The 20284-nt window shown below is 60.2% G+C and carries 17 protein-coding genes; 7 read left to right on the top strand and 10 right to left on the bottom strand.

What is annotated here, in order from left to right; genetic code table 11:
• A complete protein-coding gene (locus tag HU727_RS08550; RefSeq protein WP_186529658.1) occupies positions 1–1005 on the top strand; it encodes an NADP-dependent oxidoreductase in 1005 nt (334 codons plus the stop codon).
• Between the two features lie 83 nt (positions 1006–1088).
• Here HU727_RS08550 and pyrF read toward each other — a convergent pair whose 3' ends face one another.
• The 5 genes from pyrF to HU727_RS08525 form a co-directional block, all read right to left on the bottom strand.
• Positions 1089–1787: an orotidine-5'-phosphate decarboxylase gene (pyrF, locus tag HU727_RS08545; protein WP_185036818.1), complete on the bottom strand. Its 699-nt coding sequence runs from the start codon at positions 1785–1787 to the stop codon at positions 1089–1091.
• 133 nt (positions 1788–1920) lie between these two features.
• A complete protein-coding gene (locus tag HU727_RS08540; RefSeq protein WP_186529659.1) occupies positions 1921–2973 on the bottom strand; it encodes an AI-2E family transporter in 1053 nt (350 codons plus the stop codon).
• A 71-nt stretch (positions 2974–3044) separates the two neighbouring features.
• Entirely contained in the window at positions 3045–3851 is an 807-nt protein-coding gene (locus tag HU727_RS08535) for a DUF4892 domain-containing protein (RefSeq protein WP_186529661.1), read from the bottom strand.
• A gap of 115 nt (positions 3852–3966) precedes the next feature.
• Complete coding sequence (locus HU727_RS08530; protein ID WP_186529663.1) at positions 3967–4818, bottom strand: alpha/beta hydrolase; 852 nt, start codon at positions 4816–4818, stop codon at positions 3967–3969.
• On the bottom strand, positions 4815–5609 hold the full coding sequence (locus HU727_RS08525; protein ID WP_186529665.1) for an alpha/beta fold hydrolase: 795 nt from the start codon (positions 5607–5609) through the stop codon (positions 4815–4817). Before HU727_RS08525 ends, HU727_RS08530 begins: the two co-directional genes overlap by 4 nt.
• A gap of 59 nt (positions 5610–5668) precedes the next feature.
• Between HU727_RS08525 and HU727_RS08520 the strand changes: the two genes are divergently transcribed.
• Positions 5669–8611, top strand: coding sequence for an RHS repeat-associated core domain-containing protein (locus HU727_RS08520; protein ID WP_225919812.1), 2943 nt, complete (start codon positions 5669–5671; stop codon positions 8609–8611).
• 33 nt (positions 8612–8644) lie between these two features.
• Here the strand turns inward: HU727_RS08520 and HU727_RS08515 are convergent, their stop codons facing one another.
• The 5 genes from HU727_RS08515 to HU727_RS08495 all read right to left on the bottom strand — a co-directional run bounded on the left by HU727_RS08515 (position 8645) and on the right by HU727_RS08495 (position 12831).
• Complete coding sequence (locus HU727_RS08515) at positions 8645–9088, bottom strand: hotdog fold thioesterase (RefSeq protein WP_186529667.1); 444 nt, start codon at positions 9086–9088, stop codon at positions 8645–8647.
• 32 nt (positions 9089–9120) lie between these two features.
• The gene (locus HU727_RS08510) at positions 9121–10776 is read right to left on the bottom strand and encodes an AMP-binding protein (RefSeq protein ID WP_186529676.1); all 1656 of its coding nucleotides are present in this window, start codon (positions 10774–10776) and stop codon (positions 9121–9123) included.
• A 202-nt stretch (positions 10777–10978) separates the two neighbouring features.
• The gene (gene sixA / locus HU727_RS08505; protein ID WP_186529678.1) at positions 10979–11431 is read right to left on the bottom strand and encodes a phosphohistidine phosphatase SixA; all 453 of its coding nucleotides are present in this window, start codon (positions 11429–11431) and stop codon (positions 10979–10981) included.
• A complete protein-coding gene (locus tag HU727_RS08500; RefSeq protein ID WP_186529680.1) occupies positions 11428–11775 on the bottom strand; it encodes a DUF4389 domain-containing protein in 348 nt (115 codons plus the stop codon). Before HU727_RS08500 ends, sixA begins: the two co-directional genes overlap by 4 nt.
• Positions 11776–11805: 30 nt before the next feature.
• A complete protein-coding gene (locus HU727_RS08495) occupies positions 11806–12831 on the bottom strand; it encodes an NAD(P)H-dependent glycerol-3-phosphate dehydrogenase (RefSeq protein WP_186529682.1) in 1026 nt (341 codons plus the stop codon).
• A 197-nt stretch (positions 12832–13028) separates the two neighbouring features.
• Between HU727_RS08495 and HU727_RS08490 the strand changes: the two genes are divergently transcribed.
• From HU727_RS08490 to fabB, 5 genes are all read left to right on the top strand, one after another.
• Entirely contained in the window at positions 13029–15152 is a 2124-nt protein-coding gene (locus HU727_RS08490; protein ID WP_186529684.1) for a TonB-dependent receptor plug domain-containing protein, read from the top strand.
• Between the two features lies 1 nt (position 15153).
• Positions 15154–16086 (top strand): ABC transporter substrate-binding protein, encoded by a 933-nt coding sequence (locus HU727_RS08485; protein WP_186529686.1) that lies wholly within the window; start codon positions 15154–15156, stop codon positions 16084–16086.
• Complete coding sequence (locus HU727_RS08480; protein ID WP_186529688.1) at positions 16083–17987, top strand: ATP-binding protein; 1905 nt, start codon at positions 16083–16085, stop codon at positions 17985–17987. The genes HU727_RS08485 and HU727_RS08480 overlap by 4 nt, the downstream gene beginning before the upstream one ends.
• Positions 17988–18234: 247 nt before the next feature.
• Positions 18235–18750: a 3-hydroxyacyl-[acyl-carrier-protein] dehydratase FabA gene (gene fabA, locus HU727_RS08475; protein ID WP_186529696.1), complete on the top strand. Its 516-nt coding sequence runs from the start codon at positions 18235–18237 to the stop codon at positions 18748–18750.
• 11 nt (positions 18751–18761) lie between these two features.
• Entirely contained in the window at positions 18762–19982 is a 1221-nt protein-coding gene (fabB, locus tag HU727_RS08470; RefSeq protein ID WP_186529698.1) for a beta-ketoacyl-ACP synthase I, read from the top strand.
• Positions 19983–20284: the final 302 nt, after the last annotated feature.

Here is a 20284-nt window from a genome sequence, read left to right as displayed (position 1 = left end):
ATGACCAACCAGACCAATCGCCAGTTCCTGCTCGCCAAACGCCCAGTGGGTGCCGCCACCCGCGAGACCTTTACTTATCAAGAAGTGCCCGTGGGCGAACCGGCATCGGGACAGATTCTGGTCAAGAACGAATACTTGTCCCTAGACCCGGCCATGCGCGGCTGGATGAACGAAGGCAAGTCCTACATCCCCCCGGTCGGTCTCGGTGAAGTGATGCGTGCGTTGGGTGTGGGAAAAGTCATCGCCTCGAACAATTCCGGCTTTGCCATCGGCGATTACGTCAACGGCGCCCTCGGCGTGCAGGATTATTTCCTCGGCGAGCCGCGAGGTTTCTACAAGGTCGATCCGAAACTGGCGCCGCTGCCGGTTTATCTGTCCGCATTGGGCATGACGGGCATGACCGCTTATTTCGCTTTGCTGGACGTCGGAGCGCCGAAACCTGGCGACACCGTTGTGTTATCCGGTGCAGCAGGAGCGGTCGGCAGCATCGCCGGGCAGATTGCCAAAATCAAAGGCTGCCGCGTGGTAGGCATTGCCGGTGGCGCGGACAAATGCAGATACCTGGTCGATGAGCTGGGCTTCGATGGCGCCATTGATTACAAGAACGAAGACGTCGTGGCCGGGCTGAAACGCGAATGCCCGAAAGGCGTGGACGTGTACTTCGATAACGTCGGCGGCGACATCCTCGACGCGGTGCTGAGCCGCCTCGCGCCGAAAGCACGGGTGGTAATTTGCGGCGCGATCAGCCAATACAACAATAAAGAGGCGGTCAAAGGCCCGGCCAATTACTTGTCACTGCTGGTCAATCGGGCGCGGATGGAAGGATTCGTGGTGATGGACTACGCCGCACAATTCGCCGCCGCCGGGCAGGAAATGGCTGGCTGGATGGCCAACGGGCAACTCAAGAGCAAGGAAGACATCGTCGAAGGGCTGGAGACCTTCCCGGAAACACTGATGAAACTGTTCAGCGGCGAGAACTTCGGCAAGTTGGTGTTGAAGGTATAAGGCCAGAATCAAAAGATCGCAACATGCAGCAGCACCTACAGGTATTCACTTCCCATGCAGGAGCTGCCGAAGGCTGCGATCTTTCAGGCGATTTCAGCTACGACCGAGGCAAGCGCCTTCGCCGGATCAGCCGCCTGGCTGATCGGGCGGCCAATCACCAGGTAATCGGAACCGGCGTCCAGTGCCTGGCGCGGGGTCAGAATGCGGCGCTGATCGTCCTGCGCGCTGCCCGCCGGACGAATCCCCGGGGTCACCAGTTGCAGCGATGGATGTGCCGTTTTCAATGCGGTGGCTTCCAGCGCGGAACACACCAGACCGTCCATCCCGGCCTTCTCGGCCAACGCGGCCAGACGCAGCACTTGTTCCTGCGGTTCGATGTCCAGACCGATTCCGGCCAGGTCCTCACGCTCCATGCTGGTCAGTACCGTCACGCCGATCAGCAATGGCTGTGGGCCGCTGCGTTTGTCCAGCTCTTCACGGCAAGCCGCCATCATGCGCAGGCCGCCGGAGCAATGCACGTTGACCATCCACACGCCCATCTCGGCGGCAGCTTTCACGGCCATCGCGGTGGTGTTGGGAATGTCGTGGAATTTCAGGTCCAGAAAGACTTCGAAACCCTTGTCGCGCAAGGTGCCGACGATTTCCGCCGCGCAACTGGTGAACAGTTCCTTGCCCACTTTGACCCGGCACAGTTTCGGGTCCAACTGATCGGCCAGCTTCAGTGCGGCGTCACGGGTAGGGAAATCCAGGGCGACGATGATGGGAGTCTGGCAGGCGGACATGGAGGGCTCTCAGGCTGGACGAAAACGGCGCGCATTGTAGCGGAACCAGCGGCGGCGCGGCACCCGATGATCGGTAAATCGTCGCGCCGGCCGTGATCAGCTTAGCCGGCGGTGCCATTGTGTCGAGATTGAATCAGCGCCGATCCTCAACCCGCCCCTGACTCTTACTCCAATCCGTCAACAAACTATAAGCCACCGCCAACAACGTAGGCCCGATAAACAGCCCGATAAACCCAAACGCAATCAACCCGCCAAACACCCCAAGTAATACGATCACCAAGGGCAGATTCCCACCACGACTGATCAGATAAGGCTTCAACACGTTGTCCACGCCACTGATGATGAACGTCCCCCAGATCCCGAGAAACACCGCCATCCCGTACTCACCCTTCCAGGCCAGCCAGGCCGTAGCGGGCACCCACACCAGCGGCGGGCCCATCGGAATCAGACTGAGCAGGAACGTCACAATCCCCAGCACCAGCGCCCCGGGCACCCCGGCAATCAGAAATCCGATCAACGCCAGAACAGCTTGCGCCGCCGCCGTCCCGATTACCCCGTTGACCACCCGCTGCACAGTCCCCGCAACCAGCTCGATGTAGTAACCGGCACGATCGCCGATCAAGCGCTCCAGCAGCCCGTGCACAAACGCCGCCAGCCGAGGCCCGTCACGGTAGAAAAAGAATACGAAGACAATGCTCAAGGTCAGCTCGAGGATGCCGCCGCCGATTTGCGCACTGCGCGCCAGCAACCAGTTCCCGACCTGGCCCAGATAGGGCTTCACCGAAACCATCAGCGCCGCGCCCTGCTGATCGATGCTGTTCCAGATCCCCAGCAACCGCTCGCCCACCAGTGGCACACCACCAAGCCAGGCCGGCGCCTCCGGTAAGCCATCGACCTGCACATCCTTGATGAACGCCGTTGCGTCACGCACGTGATCGGCAAGATTGAAGCCCAGCCACACCAGCGGCACCGCCACGAGCAGCATCCAGCCCAAGGTCAGGATCGCTGCGGCCAACGATTCGCGGCCATTGAGCGCTCGCGTCAGCAAACGCATCAGCGGCCAGCTGGCAAACGCCAGAACCGCGCCCCAAAACAGCGCCGACCAGAACGGCGCCATCACCCACAGGCTGGCACCAAACAACACCAGCAGCAGAATCTGCACCAGCAGGCGATCGTTATTGAGCATGAAAAGTCTCGGCAAAATCAGTCAGCGAAAGAGTAGGCGAACACCCAACGTGCGCGCTCGCCCGGCACAGCTTATCGCAACAGGTCGATGCGCAGGCCAGAGCCTTCGACATTGCCGGCTTCCATCCGCGCTGCCCGTACGCCTTGATTGATCAACGCCTGACGCCAGGCTTCGGCCTTGGGCCCGGAAACCGCGACCCGCAACGTCGTGTCGAGGTTCAGGCCACGGGAAATCAGGCGCAGCCAGGTGGCATCGGGATCGCTCACCAGTTTCGGGAAGTCCAGCTCGCCGGTGCTTTTGAGTTGGCGCAGCAGGGTCGCAGAAGTCGGCAGCAAATCGCCCAGTGGCGCGCTCGCCTCGAATTGTTCGACATGCAAATAAGCTTTGCGATTGCCGCGAGTGATGCTGTAGAGCGCCACCAGCGTGTTGTCCCGTGGCGCCGCCAGCCTCAGCAACAGATACGCCTGTTGCTCGTCGGAACCGTACAGTTTGGCATTGCCGAAGACCTCGTTGGCCCAGAGGCTGCTTTCGCCACAGTCACGGGCCTGACACCAGAACAGCAACTCGGCGTCCTGCTTCTGCAGGGCTTCGCGTGCCGCCGTAAAGGCTTCGGTGGCGGAATGTTCGGGTGGCAGCTCGTAAGTCACTGACGTGGTCTGGCCGCGCGCCGTGACCTGGCCGTCGAAGCGCAACTGGCCGCTGATCTTGCGGATCGAGCCCAACGGATAGATTCGCTCCAGTTCAACCGGAGGACGGTAGTCGACGATCTGCGCATCGGCCAGACGCGGCACAATCTGCAGATCGTGACTGCCGGGCACATCGGCGGCGAAAGAAAAGGCACTGAAACAGCACAGCGCCAACAGACTGAGCGAGCGCATGAGTGACCTCATCGCAGCGCCAAAGCTTGGCGGATCGGGGTCGCAGCGGTATAGCAATCCATCGTGGTTGTCTCCCATTTCAACCCGCCCAGCCTCGACAGTTGCCTGCGGCAAGTCAAGGCATGGCGAAGAAGCGATTGAAACAGTCTGCTACAAGACCTGAACCGGCCTCGTCATTCAGGTGCAAATGATGCCCGCCCGACAGCACTTCCCGGCTGAACGGCAGGCGCTCCAGCAGTTCAGGATGCTTGGCCAGCATGCCATCCGCCGCAACCACCAGATGGGCCGGGCAGCTGACGCGCAAAGCGAATGCCATCGCCTGTTCCTGGGTGAGGCGCAGCGGCGATGGCAGGGTCAGGCGATTGTCGGTGCGCCAGGTATACCCGCCGGGCACCGGCATCAGACCCCGCTGAGCCAGCAGTTCTGCCGCTTCCCGACTGACCGCCACCAGACCTTTCATCCGCGCCTCGATGGCGCGGTCCAGAGTGTTGTAGACCGGTTTGCGCTTTTCCCGCAGATCCAGTTGCGCCTGCAGCGCCATGCCCATTCGCTCGGCGGCGTTTTCGCCTTTGTCTGTCGGAGGAATCACTCCATCGATCAACGCCAGATGGCTGATGCGCTCCGGTAACGAACCGGCCAGAACCATGGAAACGATGGCGCCCATCGAGTGCCCGAGCAGGCCGAAACGATTCCAGCCCAGTTGCTCGGCGACTTGCAACACATCATGGGCGTAGTCCCACAGCGCATAACCGGCGCCGTTCGGCCGGTGCCCGGAATGACCGTGACCAGCCATGTCCAGAGCAACGATGCGCAAGCCTTTGAGTTTCGGCGCCAGCCGGGCAAAGCTGTTGGCATTGTCGAGCCAGCCATGCAAGGCGATCACCGGTCGGCCATCTTCCGGCCCGAACAGGTGGGCCGCCAGTTCAATATGAGGCAGGCTCAGGCGAACCTCTTCGACGGCACTCATGCTCGCTGCCCTTCCCAGCGCTGGAGCAGGTCCTTGATCAAGGTGGCCGTGTCTTGGGGGTATTCAAGAGGAAACATGTGGCCGCCAGGCATGCTCAGGGATTCGCCCCAGGGCATACGCCCCACCGAACGGGTCTGGTGACGCATCACAACCCGGCTCTGCCGGCCTCTCACCACCGCCAGCGGTACTTGCAGCTTTAGAGCCCGACCTGGGCTGGTGTGCGGCACGCCGCGATAGATGCTGATTTCCGTGGCCGGGTCGAAGCGCAGTCGCAATCGATCGCCGAAAGGCTGCAAGCCGTGTTGCAGGTACGCTTCGAAGCATTCTGGATCGAAACCGCGAAACAGCGTCTTGCCGGCAAAATAGGCCCGCGCCGACTCCAGGTCGCTGAACTCCTCCCGCCGCCCCAGCGTTCGCCCGGCCGGTGTCAAGCGGTCGATGAATCCCAAGCGCTTGGCGGCGAGGATCACCCAGCGGTCCGCGCGGGTCAGTACCGGCGAATCGAGCATGACCACGCCCCGATACAGCCCAGGGCATCGCAACGCTGCGTGAAGATGCAGCACACCGCCCAGAGAGTGCCCCACGCCCCATACCGGCTCCGGTTGTTGTTCGAGGTGATGAATCAGTTCGTCCACCAGGTTGTTCCAGTTGTCATCCACCGGAAAACGCGGGTCATGGCCGTGCAGCTCAAGATGCGCGACGGCGTACTGCGGCGCCAGCGCGGCGAACAGCTTGCCGTAGGTGGCCGAGGGAAAACCATTGGCGTGGGCAAAAAACACCTGTTGCGACATGTGGGCCGATCCATTGCGAGAACTGCGACCGATTGTGCGCAGTCCGCCGTAGCGCGGCAATGACCTTAACTGACAGGAATGATGACAGCGTCGTCTTATTGATAAATCCGCCTGGCTGCAAACACCCCTCTGACCTGTCAGACCTGACAGTTGACACTACTCGCATCGAGCCGGATAACCACGGTAACCGCGGATATCCCTTGAGGGAGCAAGCCATGCACGCCAGGACACCAAATGTGTCAGTGAGAGACCCTCGAGGACTCGTTATCGCCTCGGTGTCCTACTTTCGTGATAAGCCCGCAGAGAAACCCGAAGCCCGTATTTTTCGTCAATTTTACAATACCGCCGGACGTCCCACGGTCAGCTACGATCCGCGCCTGTTCGAATTGCTCGGGACAGAGCCGGATGCCCGGCCGAACCTGAGAATCATCTTCAGCCTCGCGGGCGCGCCGATCCGCACCGAAAACGTCGATGCGGGTACTCGCTTGGCGCTATTTGGCGTAGCCGGTGAACACCTCATTGGCTGGGACGGCTTGTACACCCAGGTGAAAACCGAATACGACGCGCTGTTGCGGCCCTTTAGAACCGTTGAGCAAGCTCAAGGCTCGCCTGACAGAAACAGCGCGTTCTACACCTACGGGGCAAACAGCCTTGAATCAGCCTCGCGTAATCAATGTGGCCGATTGATCCGCCACGATGATGATGCGGGTACCGTCCTGTTCAATGATTTTGCGCTGACGGGCGGGGTCGTTTCGCAAATCCGGCATTTTCTCCGGGACCTGAACGAACCGGATTGGCCCGTCGATGAGGCAGGCAGGGACCTTTTGAACGAGACCTCCAGCGCTACCACCCGCGTCGTTTATGACGCCATGGGCACCGCAATCCTGCAAGCAGATGCGCAAAACAACGTCCAGTTTTCGGACCTGGACGTCGCCGGCCAGCTTCGGCGAGTTCGCTTGAAACTCGCCGGGCAAACGGGCGATACATCGTTGCTGAACGACATTCGCTACGACGCGTACGGCAGTATCGAACGCCAGACCGCCGGCAACGGCGTGGTCAGCGAAGCGCTCTACGATCCACAGGATGGTCGTCTGTTGAGCGTCAAGGCTGGACTCCCCGGCCAGCCACCGCTGCAAAACCTGGCATACCAATATGATCGTGTCGGCAATATCCTCAACATCAAGGACGGGACGCTGGGCACCCGTTTTTTTCGTAACCAAAAGATCGAACCAGTCCAGTCGTACATCTACGACAGTTTGTACCAACTGATCGAGGCACATGGCTGGCAACGGGTCGGTAGTGAGAACGGTCCTCAGGAGTCGGTTTTTGTTTCTCCTGCCGATCCAGGGCAGCTGGAAAACTATCACCAGGTTTATAGCTACGATCACGGCGGCAATCTCACGACGCTGGTCCACAGCGCTGCCAGCCATTGCTGGACGCAACGAACGGCGATTTCGAAATACAGCAATCGGGGACTTGCGCAGAAAGCCGATGGCAGCTTGCCCGACGAGGACGAAATCGCAGCCGGATTCGATGCCAACGGCAACAGAAAACAATTACTGGTGGGCCAGGATTTAACCTGGAATCCAAGCAACCGCCTGCGTCAGGTCGATCAAGTAGTGCGTGAAGACGCACCGAACGACGGCGAGACCTATGTCTACGACGGGGCAGGCCAACGCAAACGCAAAATTCGCCTGGCCTACAGCGCAGCCGCTAAGCGCACCCACGAAACACGCTATTTTGCAGGACTGGAGGTCCGTACATCCCCTGAGAAAACTATCCACGTCATTTCAGTGCAGGCGGGACGTTGCACCGTACAGGTCCTGCACTGGAAGTCGGGAAGCACCCAGGCCGATCAATACCGTTACAACCTGACGAATCACCTTGGCTCCAATACGCTGGAGCTTGATGACCGCGCCGACCTGATCAGTGAGGAAATGTATTACCCCTACGGAGGCACGTCGTGGTGGGCTGGCCCGAGCAAGGTGCAAGCCAGCTACAAAACCCGGCGATACTCCGGCCAGGAGCGTGATGCCACGGGCTTGTATTACTACGGTCAGCGGTACTACGCGCCTTGGTTGGAGCGTTGGATAAATCCTGATCCAGCTGGGGCGGCCGATGGTTTGAATCTCTTTCGGTTTGTCAGAAACAATCCTGTGACCTTTTTGGACGACGATGGCCAGATCACCAAGGAAGCTATTGAGGCTTTTAATCATGCCCAGGCCAACGGGAACGCATGGCAGCAGCTTGCTCCATCAACCCATGGCCTGGACGCATTCCAGAAACTATCGAAGGAAAACATCAGGCGCCTTGAGACACGTCTTGAGGAGGACATCGATTTGGGGAGCGCCGATCAGCTTTTTCTTAATCCCTTCAGTGATAGCCCCTTTCATATCGTCCATTTTTCAGACCAGGACCTGCGCCAGGACAACGTCGTCGAATTGTTTTCCAGAAAACAGTTGATCAACCATGGAGTGGTGTTCAAAACAGACAATACCGCTGAGGGCGACCTGACTCACCTGGCCACTGACGACTTCGTCTTCTTTTCACTGGAAGCACAGCAGGAGCCTGCCAAGCGCAGTAGCCGCTTCGGTGATAAACGCTACAGAACACCTTTAACCACGCTCCATCAAAGTGGGCAGTTGGAGAGTTCGTTGCTGCAGACCCTGGATATCATCCTCCCAACAAGCAGGCCCAAGTCTGCCCCTCACTGGGTGGGGGATGCCTTTGCATACGGCAGGGACTTCGCTTTAAGAGACAACGAAGATGAAGATACCCAACGTCGTAATGCAATGTTCGTCGGCGAGGACATGGTCCGCGGAATGGGGCTCAACATCATGATTGACGTCTTGACCTATTCAGAGGTTCCCGTGGACACCCTTGTAGATGAACCCGCCGATAGACTGATGAATAGCCTTTATCGACCCCAGGTATTGGTGCCACACGCAGTACGACTGCGTCCGAACCAATACAGCTTCAAGCAGACAGGCAAGGCGAGTTAGGATTCCGAGCCTGTTTTTTCTGCCCGACGGACCTCAGGATACAGGAGGATTTTCACCCAGTGGCACTACCGCCATGGTCAGGCGCGAGACGCAACTGGCCTTGCCTTCATCGCTGGTGAGGCGGATGTCCCACACGTGGGTTGTGCGACCGATATGGATCGGCGTGGCCACTGCCGTCACCCGGCCACTGCGCAGGCCGCGCAGATGGTTGGCATTGATCTCAAGCCCGACGCAATAGAACTTGCTGGCATCAATGCACAGATAACTGGCCATCGAGCCGACCGTTTCCGCCAGTACCACCGACGCGCCGCCATGCAGTAATCCGTACGGTTGATGGGTGCGATGGTCAATGACCATGCTCGCGCTCAACGATTGTTCGTCGAATGCTTCGAAGCGGATGTCGAGCACTTCGCCAATGGTGTTCTTCTGGATCGCGTTCAACTGCTCGATGTTGGGAGTGGTACGCCACAAGCTCATCGCAGAGTTCCTTTTGTTATTTTAGTGGTCGCTCAATCCTGCCACAGCACCGCCTCGCTGCGCTCGCTCCATTCTTCGAAGCGGGCGCCGTAGCGGTCTTCGATGACATTGCGCTTGATTTTCAACGTCGGCGTGAGGAAACCGTTTTCCACGGCCCAACTGTCCTTGACGACCACAAGGCGGCGCAGGCGCTCGTGCTTGTCGAGCACGGCGTTGACCTCCTCCAGCAGTTTTTCCAGACTCGCATGCAGGCTCGCCCGCGGCTCTTGCTGATTGACCGCCGACAGCACGCATAAACCGAGCGGCGCGCTCAGGCCATCGCCAACCACGCACACCTGTTCGATCCGCGAGTGCACAGCCAGACGGTTTTCGATGGGCGCCGGGGCGACGTACTTGCCTTTGCTGGTCTTGAAGATTTCCTTGAGCCGTCCGGTCAGGCGCAGACGCCCTTCGCCATCCTGCTCGCCCTTGTCACCGGTGCGCAGGAAGCCGTCCTGGGTGAGGGTTTCGGCGGTTTTCTGCGGTTCCTTGAAGTAGCCAAGCATGTTTGCCTGGCTGCGTACCTGCACCTCGCCTGATTCGTCGATACGCACTTCGACTTCGGGACAAGGTTTGCCGATCCAGCCCTGCCGGTACTCGCCCGGCAGGCAGATATGCGAATAACCGCAACCCTCCGTCATGCCGTAGACCTCCAGCACATCTAGGCCGAGCTTCTGGTACCAGCTGAGCAAGGTTTGCGGAACAGGCGCCGCCCCGGACAATGCCACGCGCAACGCATCCAGCCCCAGGCCGGCCAGCACCTTGTGCCCTACGCGCTTGCCGATGAACGGCAGGCCAAGGAGAAAATCCAGGCGCTTCGCCGGGATCTTGCTGTAGACGCCCATCTGGAATTTGGTCCAGATCCTGGGCACGCCGAACATTGCCGTCGGCCTGGCGCGCTTGAGATCGGTCATGAAGGTGTCGAGGCTTTCAGCAAAGAACACCGTTTGCCCGGTATAGATCGACGCCAGCTCGACGAACATCCGTTCGGCCACATGACACAGCGGCAAGTAGGACAGCAGCCGATCGTTCTCGTTGAGCCCGAACAACTGCGTGCCACGGCTGGTGGCAAAACCCAGATTGGCAAAGCTGTGCATGACGCCTTTGGGCAGGCCTGTGGTCCCGGAGGTGTAAATAATCGTCGCCAGCTGTTCCGGGGCGGGTCTCGGATCGTCCTGGATTGGTGAACTTTGCTGAAGGTCGGCCCAACTGAAATCGAACTCGCCGGGCGGATGCAGCGGCAGGCTGATGGTCGGCAACCCTGCAGGCATGCCGCGCGCCATGCCCGGCCAGTCATCCAGCTTACCGATGAACGCCAGCACGCTTTCCGAGTGGGTGAGCACTTGCGCCACTGAATCAACGGTGAGATTGGGATACAGCGGCACGGAGACATGCCCGGCCATCCAGATGGCGAGGTCGGCGATGATCCAGTGCGCGCAGTTTTTTGAGATCAGGGCGATGTGGCTGCCTTGCGGCAGTTCTCGCGAGCGCAACCAGTGCGCGGCGCAGCGGGCCTGATGGCCGACGTCAGCCCAGGTCAGCGTCTCGACCCGTCCGCCACCGATGGGCTGCACAAGGAAGCGCTGGCGCGGGTGCCGGGCTTCCCGTTCGTAGAACACGTCCAGCGGCAAACGGAAGGCGGCAGACATGCGACTCGCTCCTGTTTTTTTGGTCTGGAGCAAGCGTAGTCAACCAAGCAAGTGCTTGGTTGGAATTTTCAAACAAATAATTTCATGGTGTCCGCAGAACCAATGTGGGAGCGAGCCTGCCCGCGAAAACGGCGGGTCAGACAACATTCATGTCGAATGGACCATCGCCTTCGCGAGCAGGCTCGCTCCCACAAGGGGTGTGTCAAGGGTGTTTGAGGCTATTGAGGGTCATCGAGCCAATCAGCAATTCAGCACTCTCAAGCTCGGCCAACCCCGCCGTGCCGACCCTTTCCGGCGGATACCCGGCGCCATGCTGCAGATAGCTGAGCAAGTTGCCCACCAGCGGGTTATGACTGACCAGCAGCACATTGCTGACCGACACCAACTGCTCGGCCACCTTGTCCGGATCGCTCTCCGGCGTCAGCCAGTCGACCGTGCGAATCTGCGGCTTGAAGCCCAGTGCCTCGCGAACGATCTCTGCGGTTTGCTGCGCACGCAGGTACGGGCTGGCGTAAATCGCGGTCAGCGTCTGACCCATCAAATGGGCGGCGCTGTTCGAGACTTCTTTACGACCGTGCGGGGTCAGCTCTCGCTCGGAATCGGCTTTCGCGCCATAAGGCACCGCCTCACCGTGGCGCAATGCCCAGAGTTTCATAGTTTGGGCTCCTCATCGCGCACCGGGTGTGGTGCCGGTGCGACGGCGTGCGGTGCCTCACCTTCAGGCGCGCGCGGCGCAGGCCAGTCAGCGAATGGCCAGGGCTTCTGGTCGCTGTGGAAAGTGCCGAAACGGCCGATCTGCGCGAGGAACTGGCTCAGGCTGTCGCCAAAATTCATCAGGCTGGCGCTCGGTGCGCTGTAGATCAAACGGTAAATCAGTTGCACCAGCACCACCGCGCCGAGGATGAACTGCGCCACTTGCCAGACCAGCAGGTAAACGATCATCCACAACACGCGCAAAAGGATGGATTCGTACCGGGCTTCGTTTTTCGGATCGTTCATGGCTTGCTTCCTGTCCGTATAAAAGCTGAATCAGTTGAAACCGCTGGTGGAAATAAAGTCGACGTCGGTTTTCGGCTCGGCGCGCATCAGTAGACCGATCACCTGCTCCAGCGTGCGTCCCTCGAACAAAATCGCGTGCAGCCCGGCGACCAGTGGCATGTACACGCCGACTTCCTGAGACTTGGCCTTGAGCACTTTCAAGGTGTTGACCCCTTCGGCCACTTCACCCAGACGCGAGACGGCTTCGTCCAGGCTCAGACCCTGCCCGAGGGCGAAGCCGACCTGGTAGTTACGACTCTTGGGCGATGAACAGGTGACGATCAGATCCCCGACCCCGGCCAGGCCGAGAAAGGTCATCGGGTTGGCGCCCTGATTCACGGCAAAGCGTGTCATCTCGGCCAGCGCCCGGGTGATCAGCATGCTTTTGGTGTTTTCGCCCATGTCCAGCGCCACCGCCATGCCGGCGATGATCGCGTAAACGTTTTTCAACGCTCCACCCAGCTCGACGCCGAAACGGTCGGCACTCGCATACACGCGGAAGGTGCGGCCATGCAGCGCTGCTTGCACCTGCTTGCACAATTCTTCGTCTTCGCTGGCGACCACCGTGGCGGTCAGGGCGTGTTCGGCAATCTCGCGCGCCAGGTTCGGCCCGGACAACACGCCGATGCGCGCCTGCGGGGCGATCTCTTCGAGAATCTGGCTCATCAGCTTGAAGGTCTGCGCTTCGATGCCTTTGGTCAGGCTGACCAGCATCTTGCCGCTCAGACGTTCGGCATGGGCGGCCAGCACGGTGCGCAACGCGCTCGACGGCAGCGCGACAAAGCACAGATCGCAGGCGTCGAGGGTTTGCTGCAGGTCGGTGACGGCGGTCACGCCCGGCAAAATTTTGATGCCCTTGAGGTAACGCGGGTTTTCGCGATTGACCCGGATAGCCTCGGCCTGTTCGGGGTCACGCATCCACTGCCGGACTTGATGGCCGTTCTCGGCCAGTAAATTGGCCACGGCGGTACCAAAACTTCCGCCTCCCAGGACCGCAATCGGGCGCTGTTCAGTCATATGCAATCCGTTAATCCATACCAGTGGCGATGCCGGGCATTATACGGGGCGACCCGGTCGCGGCCAGCCCCAGCAACAATTACCGTTATTTGTAGGAAGAAGACCAATAAAACCGAGGTAAATGCCCGCAACGTCACTGGAAAAGTCGCTGCCCTCGGTTAACATGCGCGCCAATTCTTCTCTATACAGGCTGTGTCGTGTTTTCTGGCCCTCCTCCCCCGCGCTCGTCTGTGTTACTGGCGCTGCTGTTCAGCCCGCTGGTGCTGGCCGACGACCTGTTTGTCGACAGCCAGCCGCTGCCGCAAGTGTTGACGGCCACCCGATTGAAGCAGACGCCGGCGGAAGTCCCCGGGAGCATGACCGTCCTCGACAGCGAATTGATCAGCGCCAGCGGTGCCCGCGACATCAGCGAACTGCTGCGACTCGTGCCGGGCATGATGGTCGGCCATATCAGTGGCAATCAGGCGGCAGTGAATTACCACGGCACCAATGCCAGCGAAGCACGGCGGATGCAGGTGTTGATCGACGGTCGCTCGGTGTATCGCGCGGGTCTGGCCACGGTGGACTGGAGCGACATTCCGGTGGCCATGGAAGACATCGAGCGCCTCGAAGTGTTTCGCGGCCCGAACACCGTCAGCTACGGCGCCAACGCGCTGATGGCGGTGGTCAACATCATCACCCGTCACCCGGCGGACAGCCATGGCACACGGCTGAAAATCACTCGTGGTCAGCGCGGCATCAGTGATTTCTACGCCAGCCAGGGCACAAGCTGGAATGGCGGCGATCTGCGTTTGTCGCTGTCCGGCCAGGAGGACGACGGTTTCGACAGCGATCGCAAAGGCGCCGATTACCGCGACAGCCGTCGCTTGAATCGCCTGAGTCTGGCGGTCAGTCACAGCCTCAATGAAGACCAGAGCCTCGACTGGCAGCTCAACGCGAAGGACGGCAGCAACCAGCGGCCTTACACCTACAGCCCGGTTTTCTCGGGGATTACCGCTGCCGGGAACAATTCCGACGTGGTCGCCAGGGATTACGCGGGCTCGGTGCGCTGGAATCTCGATATCAATCCTGAACACAGTCTTTATGTGCAAGGTTCGGCGCAGCACTGGGATCGCCAGCAGGTCTGGCGTGCCTGCGATGCCGAGGTGTCGTTCAGCCCGGAACTGACACAACTGTGGCAGCTCAATCCAAATTACACGGAACGCCTGGCGCGCAACATCACCCGGTTCACCGGGCCCGGCGCGGCGCCCGGCACACCGCCGGAGATGGCGCTGGCCAATCGGGTGCTCGATCAATGGCGCAACGGTGCGAGCCGAACCCTGTGCGGCGACATCGACCAGAGCGCCCGAGAGTCGCGCTACGACCTTGAATTGCAGGACACCCTCAGCCTCTCCGACAGCCTGCGTCTGGTCAGCGGCCTTAACTACCGCTACGACCGCGCAGACTCCGAAACTTATTTCAACGGCACGCTGGATGACACGACATGGCGTGCCTTCGGTCAACTGGAATGGCGCGCCACTGAGCACTGGCTGCTGCAAGGTGGGGCGATGTTCGAAGACGCGCAACTGATCGGCAGTTCCCTGACCCCGCGTTTCGCCATCAACTACCTGATCAATCCGCGCCATGGCCTGCGCGCCGTGTACTCGGAAGCGATCCGCTCGCCGGACATGTTCGAGAACAACGTCAACTGGAGCTATCAGGTCAGCAATTTGCGACCTTCGGCCTACGGCCAGTCCTCGGCGCGTTATTTCGTCAAGACCCGTGGGCCAGGCGATCTCGATCAAGAACACATGCGCTCTCGAGAATTGGGCTACAACGGTTATTTCGCCGAACTTGGCCTCGCCGTCGATGTGAAGCTGTTCTACGACGAAATTACCGGCATGATCAGCGAGCCGCTGCGCAACAACCAATACATTGCCAGCAACGCCAACAGCTCACGCTTTCGCGGCACTGAAACGCAACTCGACTGGCGTGTCAGCCGGGCTGACCGCTTGCGGTTTACCTATGCCTTTGTTGATGCAGAGGCGAGCAATCCACTGGATCAGCAGTTCACCTCACGCAACAGCGGTTCCGCCGGTTGGCTGCGCAATTGGGGCCATGGCTGGAACAGCGCCCTGTTCTATTACGGTGACAACGCGCTCAACGGGTACCGCTTCGAACGGGTCGACACGCGCATCGCCAAACGCATCCCTTTGGGCAAGGCACAGTTGCAACTGGCCGGGGTGGTGCAGCAGCGCCTGGACCGTGAGCCGAGCACCTTCGTCGACAACAACTATGACGAACGCCGGGTGATGTATTTCAGCGCCGAGCTGGAGTTTTAAGATGCGCAACGGCCCGTCACGGAAGACGCCAACCCTTGGCCACTGGCTGGCCGGGTTCTGCCTGTTCATCACGGCGTGGCTGCACGGCGTCGCGGTGCAGGCCGCAGATATTCTTTTGACCGGCGCCGAGGACAGCCCCGGCGTGCAAGCCTTCGTTCAAGCGCTGGGTGAATTGCGACCGACCGATAATGTACGTTTCCAGCCCCTGGCCAGCCTGCCGGCGCCGGGAAAGCTGCCCACCAGCCTGCGTTTGATCCTGCTTGACCTGCCGAGTCTTGACTGGCGCATGCAAGAACCCCAGGGCCCGGCAACGCTGGTGTTGCGCATCAGCCGTTTGCAGGCCCGCCAGCGATTCGGCGATGCGCAGCCGGCGCGCCTGAGTCTGCTGTGGAGCGATCCGCCGCTGAGCCGGCAATTGCAATTGATCCGGCGGATCTTGCCGCAAGCCCGGCGGGTCGGCGTGCTGTTCGATGAGCACGGCGAATTCCTCCTCGAAGAATTACGCCTGGCCGCGCGGCCGCTGAATCTGGACATCGTCAGTCAGCGCTGGGACAACACCCACGACAGCCGCCCCTTGCAAAGCGTGCTGAAAAACAGCGACGTGTTGCTCGGCCTAGACGACCCTGACCTCTACAACTCGCAGACAGCAAAAAACCTGCTGCTAAGTAGCTACGCGCGCCAGGTGGCACTGATTGGTCCCACTATTTCATTCGTCCGCGCGGGCAGCCTTGCCAGCACTTACAGCGATCAGGGTGACTGGCTGGCAATCCTTGACCATTTGCTCGACCAGCCGACGAGCGCATGGCCGCGAACCCTCTACCCCGCTCGTTTCAAAGTCTCAAGTAATGCGCAGGTGGCTCGTTCCTTAGGCATCGAACCGCTGAATGAAGCATCTGTCGCCAGCACCCTGGCCGAAGGAGAGCGCCGTCCATGAGTTTCCGTCGCCGTTGGGACATCAACACCCGCACACAGCTGATCAGCCTCGGGCCGGCGCTGTTGCTGACGTTGCTGTTAATCAGCTTCTTCACCTTCGTGCGAATTCAGGATTTGCGTCAGGAGTTGAACCACACCGGCCAATTGATCGCCAACCAACTGGCTCCGGCGACGGAATACGGCGTGATTTCCGGCAACAACGAAGTGCTCGAAAGCCTGCTCAAAGCCACACTGGCCACGCCCAATGTGCGCTTTCTGGAGGTACAGGACAGTGCCAACCGGATTCTCGTCTATGTCGAACAACCGGCTACCACCCACAGTCGTCCGCATCAGATCGAAGTGTTTCAAGCCCCGGTGCGTCTGCAACGGATCGCTTTGCACAACGATTTTTTCCAGGACGGCAAAGTCACCAACAGCGCGGCCGGCGAGGATTATCTGGGGCGGGTGCTCGTCGGGCTGTCCAACGATGCTTTCAGTCAGCGCCAGCAGGAGATTGTGTTAAAGGCCGCGATTCTGGCGTTGTTCGCCCTGCTCTTCACGTTCGTGTTGGCACGGCGCCTGGCGGGCAGCCTGTCGCGCCCCATCCGAGACATCGGCGATGCAGTCAAGGCTATTCAGGAAGGCGACTATAAAACTCCACTGCCGATTGTCGATGACACCGAACTGGGCGCGCTGTCACAGCACATCAATAACCTTGCCCAAGCGTTGGAACAGGCCAGTCGCGAGCAGCATCAGGCGATGGCGCAGTTGATCCAGACCCGCGAGGAAGCCGAAAAGGCCAACAATGCCAAATCCGACTTTTTAGCGATGATGAGCCATGAACTGCGCACGCCCATGAATGGCGTGCTGGGCATGCTGCAATTGCTCGAAACCACCGAGATGACCGAGGAGCAAGTCGAATATGCCGCGCTCGCGTCGGAGTCAACGGAGCACTTGCTCAAGGTCATCAACGACATTCTCGACTTCTCGCGGATCGAACGTTCGGAACTGGAGCTGGAGCACATTCCGTTCAACCTCGCCGAACTGATCGGCGCCTGCGCGCAGTCGTTCCAGCACAGCGCGGTACAGCGTGGCCTGGCGCTGAACCTGCGGATCCCGGACGACATGCGCGGTTTGCAGGTTCAGGGTGACCCTACGCGGATCCGGCAGATTCTAGTCAATCTGGTTGGCAATGCCTTGAAGTTCACCGAGCAGGGCCGGGTCAGCATCGAAGCGCAATGGCAGTCGCTTGACCACGAACTGTTGTGGTTCACCTGTTCGGTGCGTGACAGCGGCATCGGGATTTCGTCCGAGAGCCTGGAGCTGATGTTCAATGCGTTCCAGCAGGCCGACAGCTCGATTTCCCGCCGATACGGCGGCACCGGGCTTGGCCTGCCGATCGCCCGAACCCTGGCCGAACGCATGGGCGGCACCTTGCGCGCGCAGAGCGAAGAGGGTCGCGGTTCGGTGTTTACCCTGGAAATCCCGCTGGCTCTGTATAAAGAGCCGCTGCCGGCGCTGGTCGCGCCGCGTGCCTTGAACGGCAGTGGACAGGGCGAAGGACGGCATGTATTGCTGGTCGAAGACAACCCGGTCAATCAGACGGTGATCGAAGCGATGCTGCGCAGCCTGGGCTTCGCCGTCAGTGTCGCTACTGACGGTGCGCAAGCAGTGCGCAGTGCCGAAGGCAGCGAATTCGAGGTGATTCTGATGGACTGCCGCCTGCCGATCATCGACGGCTACGAGGCCACGCGGCAGATTCGTAATCTGCCCGGGCGTCGCGATGTGCCGATCATCGCGCTGACCGCCAATGCCTTGCAGGGCGACCGCGAAACCTGCCTGGCGGCGGGTATGAACGATTACCTGGCCAAGCCGTTCAAACGCAACGACCTGCAGCAGATTTTGCAGCGCTGGGTGACGTAGTGTGGGCATTTCGACCATCTGCGACTGGCGTGAAAAGCGAAAGTGCGGCAGTCTTAGGCACCCGAACGAGCCTCAAAAGGGGCTTGAATAAAAATTTCAGTGCACAAGTGTACATTCATGTCCTTGGTGCTGTGACTTTCACCACAACGCAATAGTCTATGAGTAGGCTGCCGGTTCGAGGCATGAACGCTTCGGACGGTCGGGAAGATTTGCCCCACCTGCCGCACGGGATTATTGAGGAGCTCGCATGACCAAACAAAACGCCTTTACTCGGGAAGACCTGCTGCGCTGCAGTCGCGGTGAGCTGTTCGGCCCAGGTAACGCGCAACTGCCCGCCCCGAACATGCTGATGGTGGATCGCATCACCCATATCAGCGAAGAAGGCGGCAAGTACGGCAAAGGTGAATTGGTCGCCGAGCTGGATATCAACCCTGACCTGTGGTTCTTCGCCTGCCATTTCGAAGGCGATCCGGTGATGCCGGGCTGCCTGGGTCTGGATGCCATGTGGCAACTGGTCGGTTTCTTCCTGGGCTGGCAAGGCCTGCCGGGGCGCGGTCGTGCGCTGGGTTCGGGCGAAGTGAAATTCTTCGGTCAGGTGCTGCCAACCGCGAAGAAAGTGACCTACAACATTCATATCAAACGCGTCCTCAAGGGCAAGCTGAACATGGCCATCGCCGATGGTTCGGTCACTGTCGACGGACGCGAAATCTACACCGCCGAAGGCCTGCGCGTCGGCGTGTTCACCTCCACTGACAACTTCTAAGGGTTATTCGCATGCGCCGCGTCGTTATCACTGGTCTGGGCATCGTTTCGTGCCTGGGCAATGACAAAGAGACCGTCTCCGCTAACCTGCGTGCAAGCCGCCCTGGCATCCGGTTCAACCCGGAATATGCTGAAATGGGTCTGCGTAGCCAGGTTTCCGGCTCCATTGACCTCAACCTTGAAGAGCTGATCGATCGCAAGATCTATCGCTTCGTCGGCCATGCAGCGGCTTACGCCTACCTGGCCATGAAAGACGCGATCACTGACTCCGGCCTGACCGAAGAGCAGGTGTCCAACCCGCGTACCGGCCTGATCGCCGGCTCCGGCGGTGCTTCCACGCTGAACCAGATGGAAGCGCTGGACATCCTCCGTGAGAAAGGCGTGAAACGCGTCGGCCCGTACCGCGTCACGCGGACCATGAGCAGCACCGTTTCCGCTTGCCTGGCCACGCCGTTCAAGATCAAGGGCCTGAACTACTCCATCGCATCTGCCTGCGCCACCAGTGCCCACTGCATCGGTACCGCCATGGAACAGATCCAGATGGGCAAGCAGGACATCGTTTTCGCCGGTGGCGGTGAAGAGGAACACTGGAGCCAGTCGTTCCTGTTCGACGCAATGGGCGCCCTGTCCAGCAAACGCAACGACACCCCGGAACAAGCTTCCCGCGCCTACGACAAGGACCGTGACGGTTTCGTCATCGCGGGCGGCGGCGGCATGGTCGTGGTCGAAGAGCTGGAACACGCTCTGGCCCGTGGCGCGAAAATCTACGCCGAAATCGTTGGCTACGGCGCGACGTCCGACGGCTACGACATGGTCGCCCCAAGCGGCGAAGGCGCGATCCGCTGCATGCAGCAGGCGCTGTCCACCGTCGACACCCCGATCGACTACCTGAACACTCACGGCACTTCGACTCCGGTCGGCGACGTCGCGGAAATGAAAGGTGTGCGTGAAGTGTTCGGCGACAAGGCCCCGGCGATCAGCTCGACCAAGAGCCTGTCCGGTCACTCCCTCGGCGCTGCCGGCGTTCACGAAGCGATCTACTGCATGCTGATGATGGAAGGCAACTTCATTGCCGGTTCCGCCAACATCGACGAGCTCGACCCGGAAGTGGCCGACCTGCCGGTGCTGACCAAGACCCGCGAGAACGCCACCCTCAACACCGTGATGAGCAACAGCTTCGGCTTCGGCGGCACCAATGCCACGCTGGTACTGAAGCGCTGGGAAGGCAAGTAATTCCCCGCTGCTGAGCCACACATGAAAACGCCCCGACTGGTTCGGGGCGTTTTTTTTGGTCTGCAGAAAAACTCATGGCTCGACGCAGGTCTCCCATGTAGGAGCTGCCGAAGGCTGCGATCTTGATCGTTCCCACGCTCCGCGTGGGAATGCCTCAAGGGACGCTCCGCGTCCAGTGACGCGGAGCGTCACGGGCTGCATTCCAACGCAGAGCGTGGGAACGATCAGAGTCCAAAGATCGCAGCCTTCGGCAGCTCCTACAGGGGGGTCGTGGTGCGTGCGAAGATGAAACCTTTGTCATG

Source organism: Pseudomonas khorasanensis (assembly GCF_014268505.2).
Lineage (GTDB): Bacteria > Pseudomonadota > Gammaproteobacteria > Pseudomonadales > Pseudomonadaceae > Aquipseudomonas > Aquipseudomonas khorasanensis.
The sequence above is the reverse complement of the archived record's forward strand: the minus strand, read 5'-3'. Positions and strand labels throughout refer to the sequence as shown.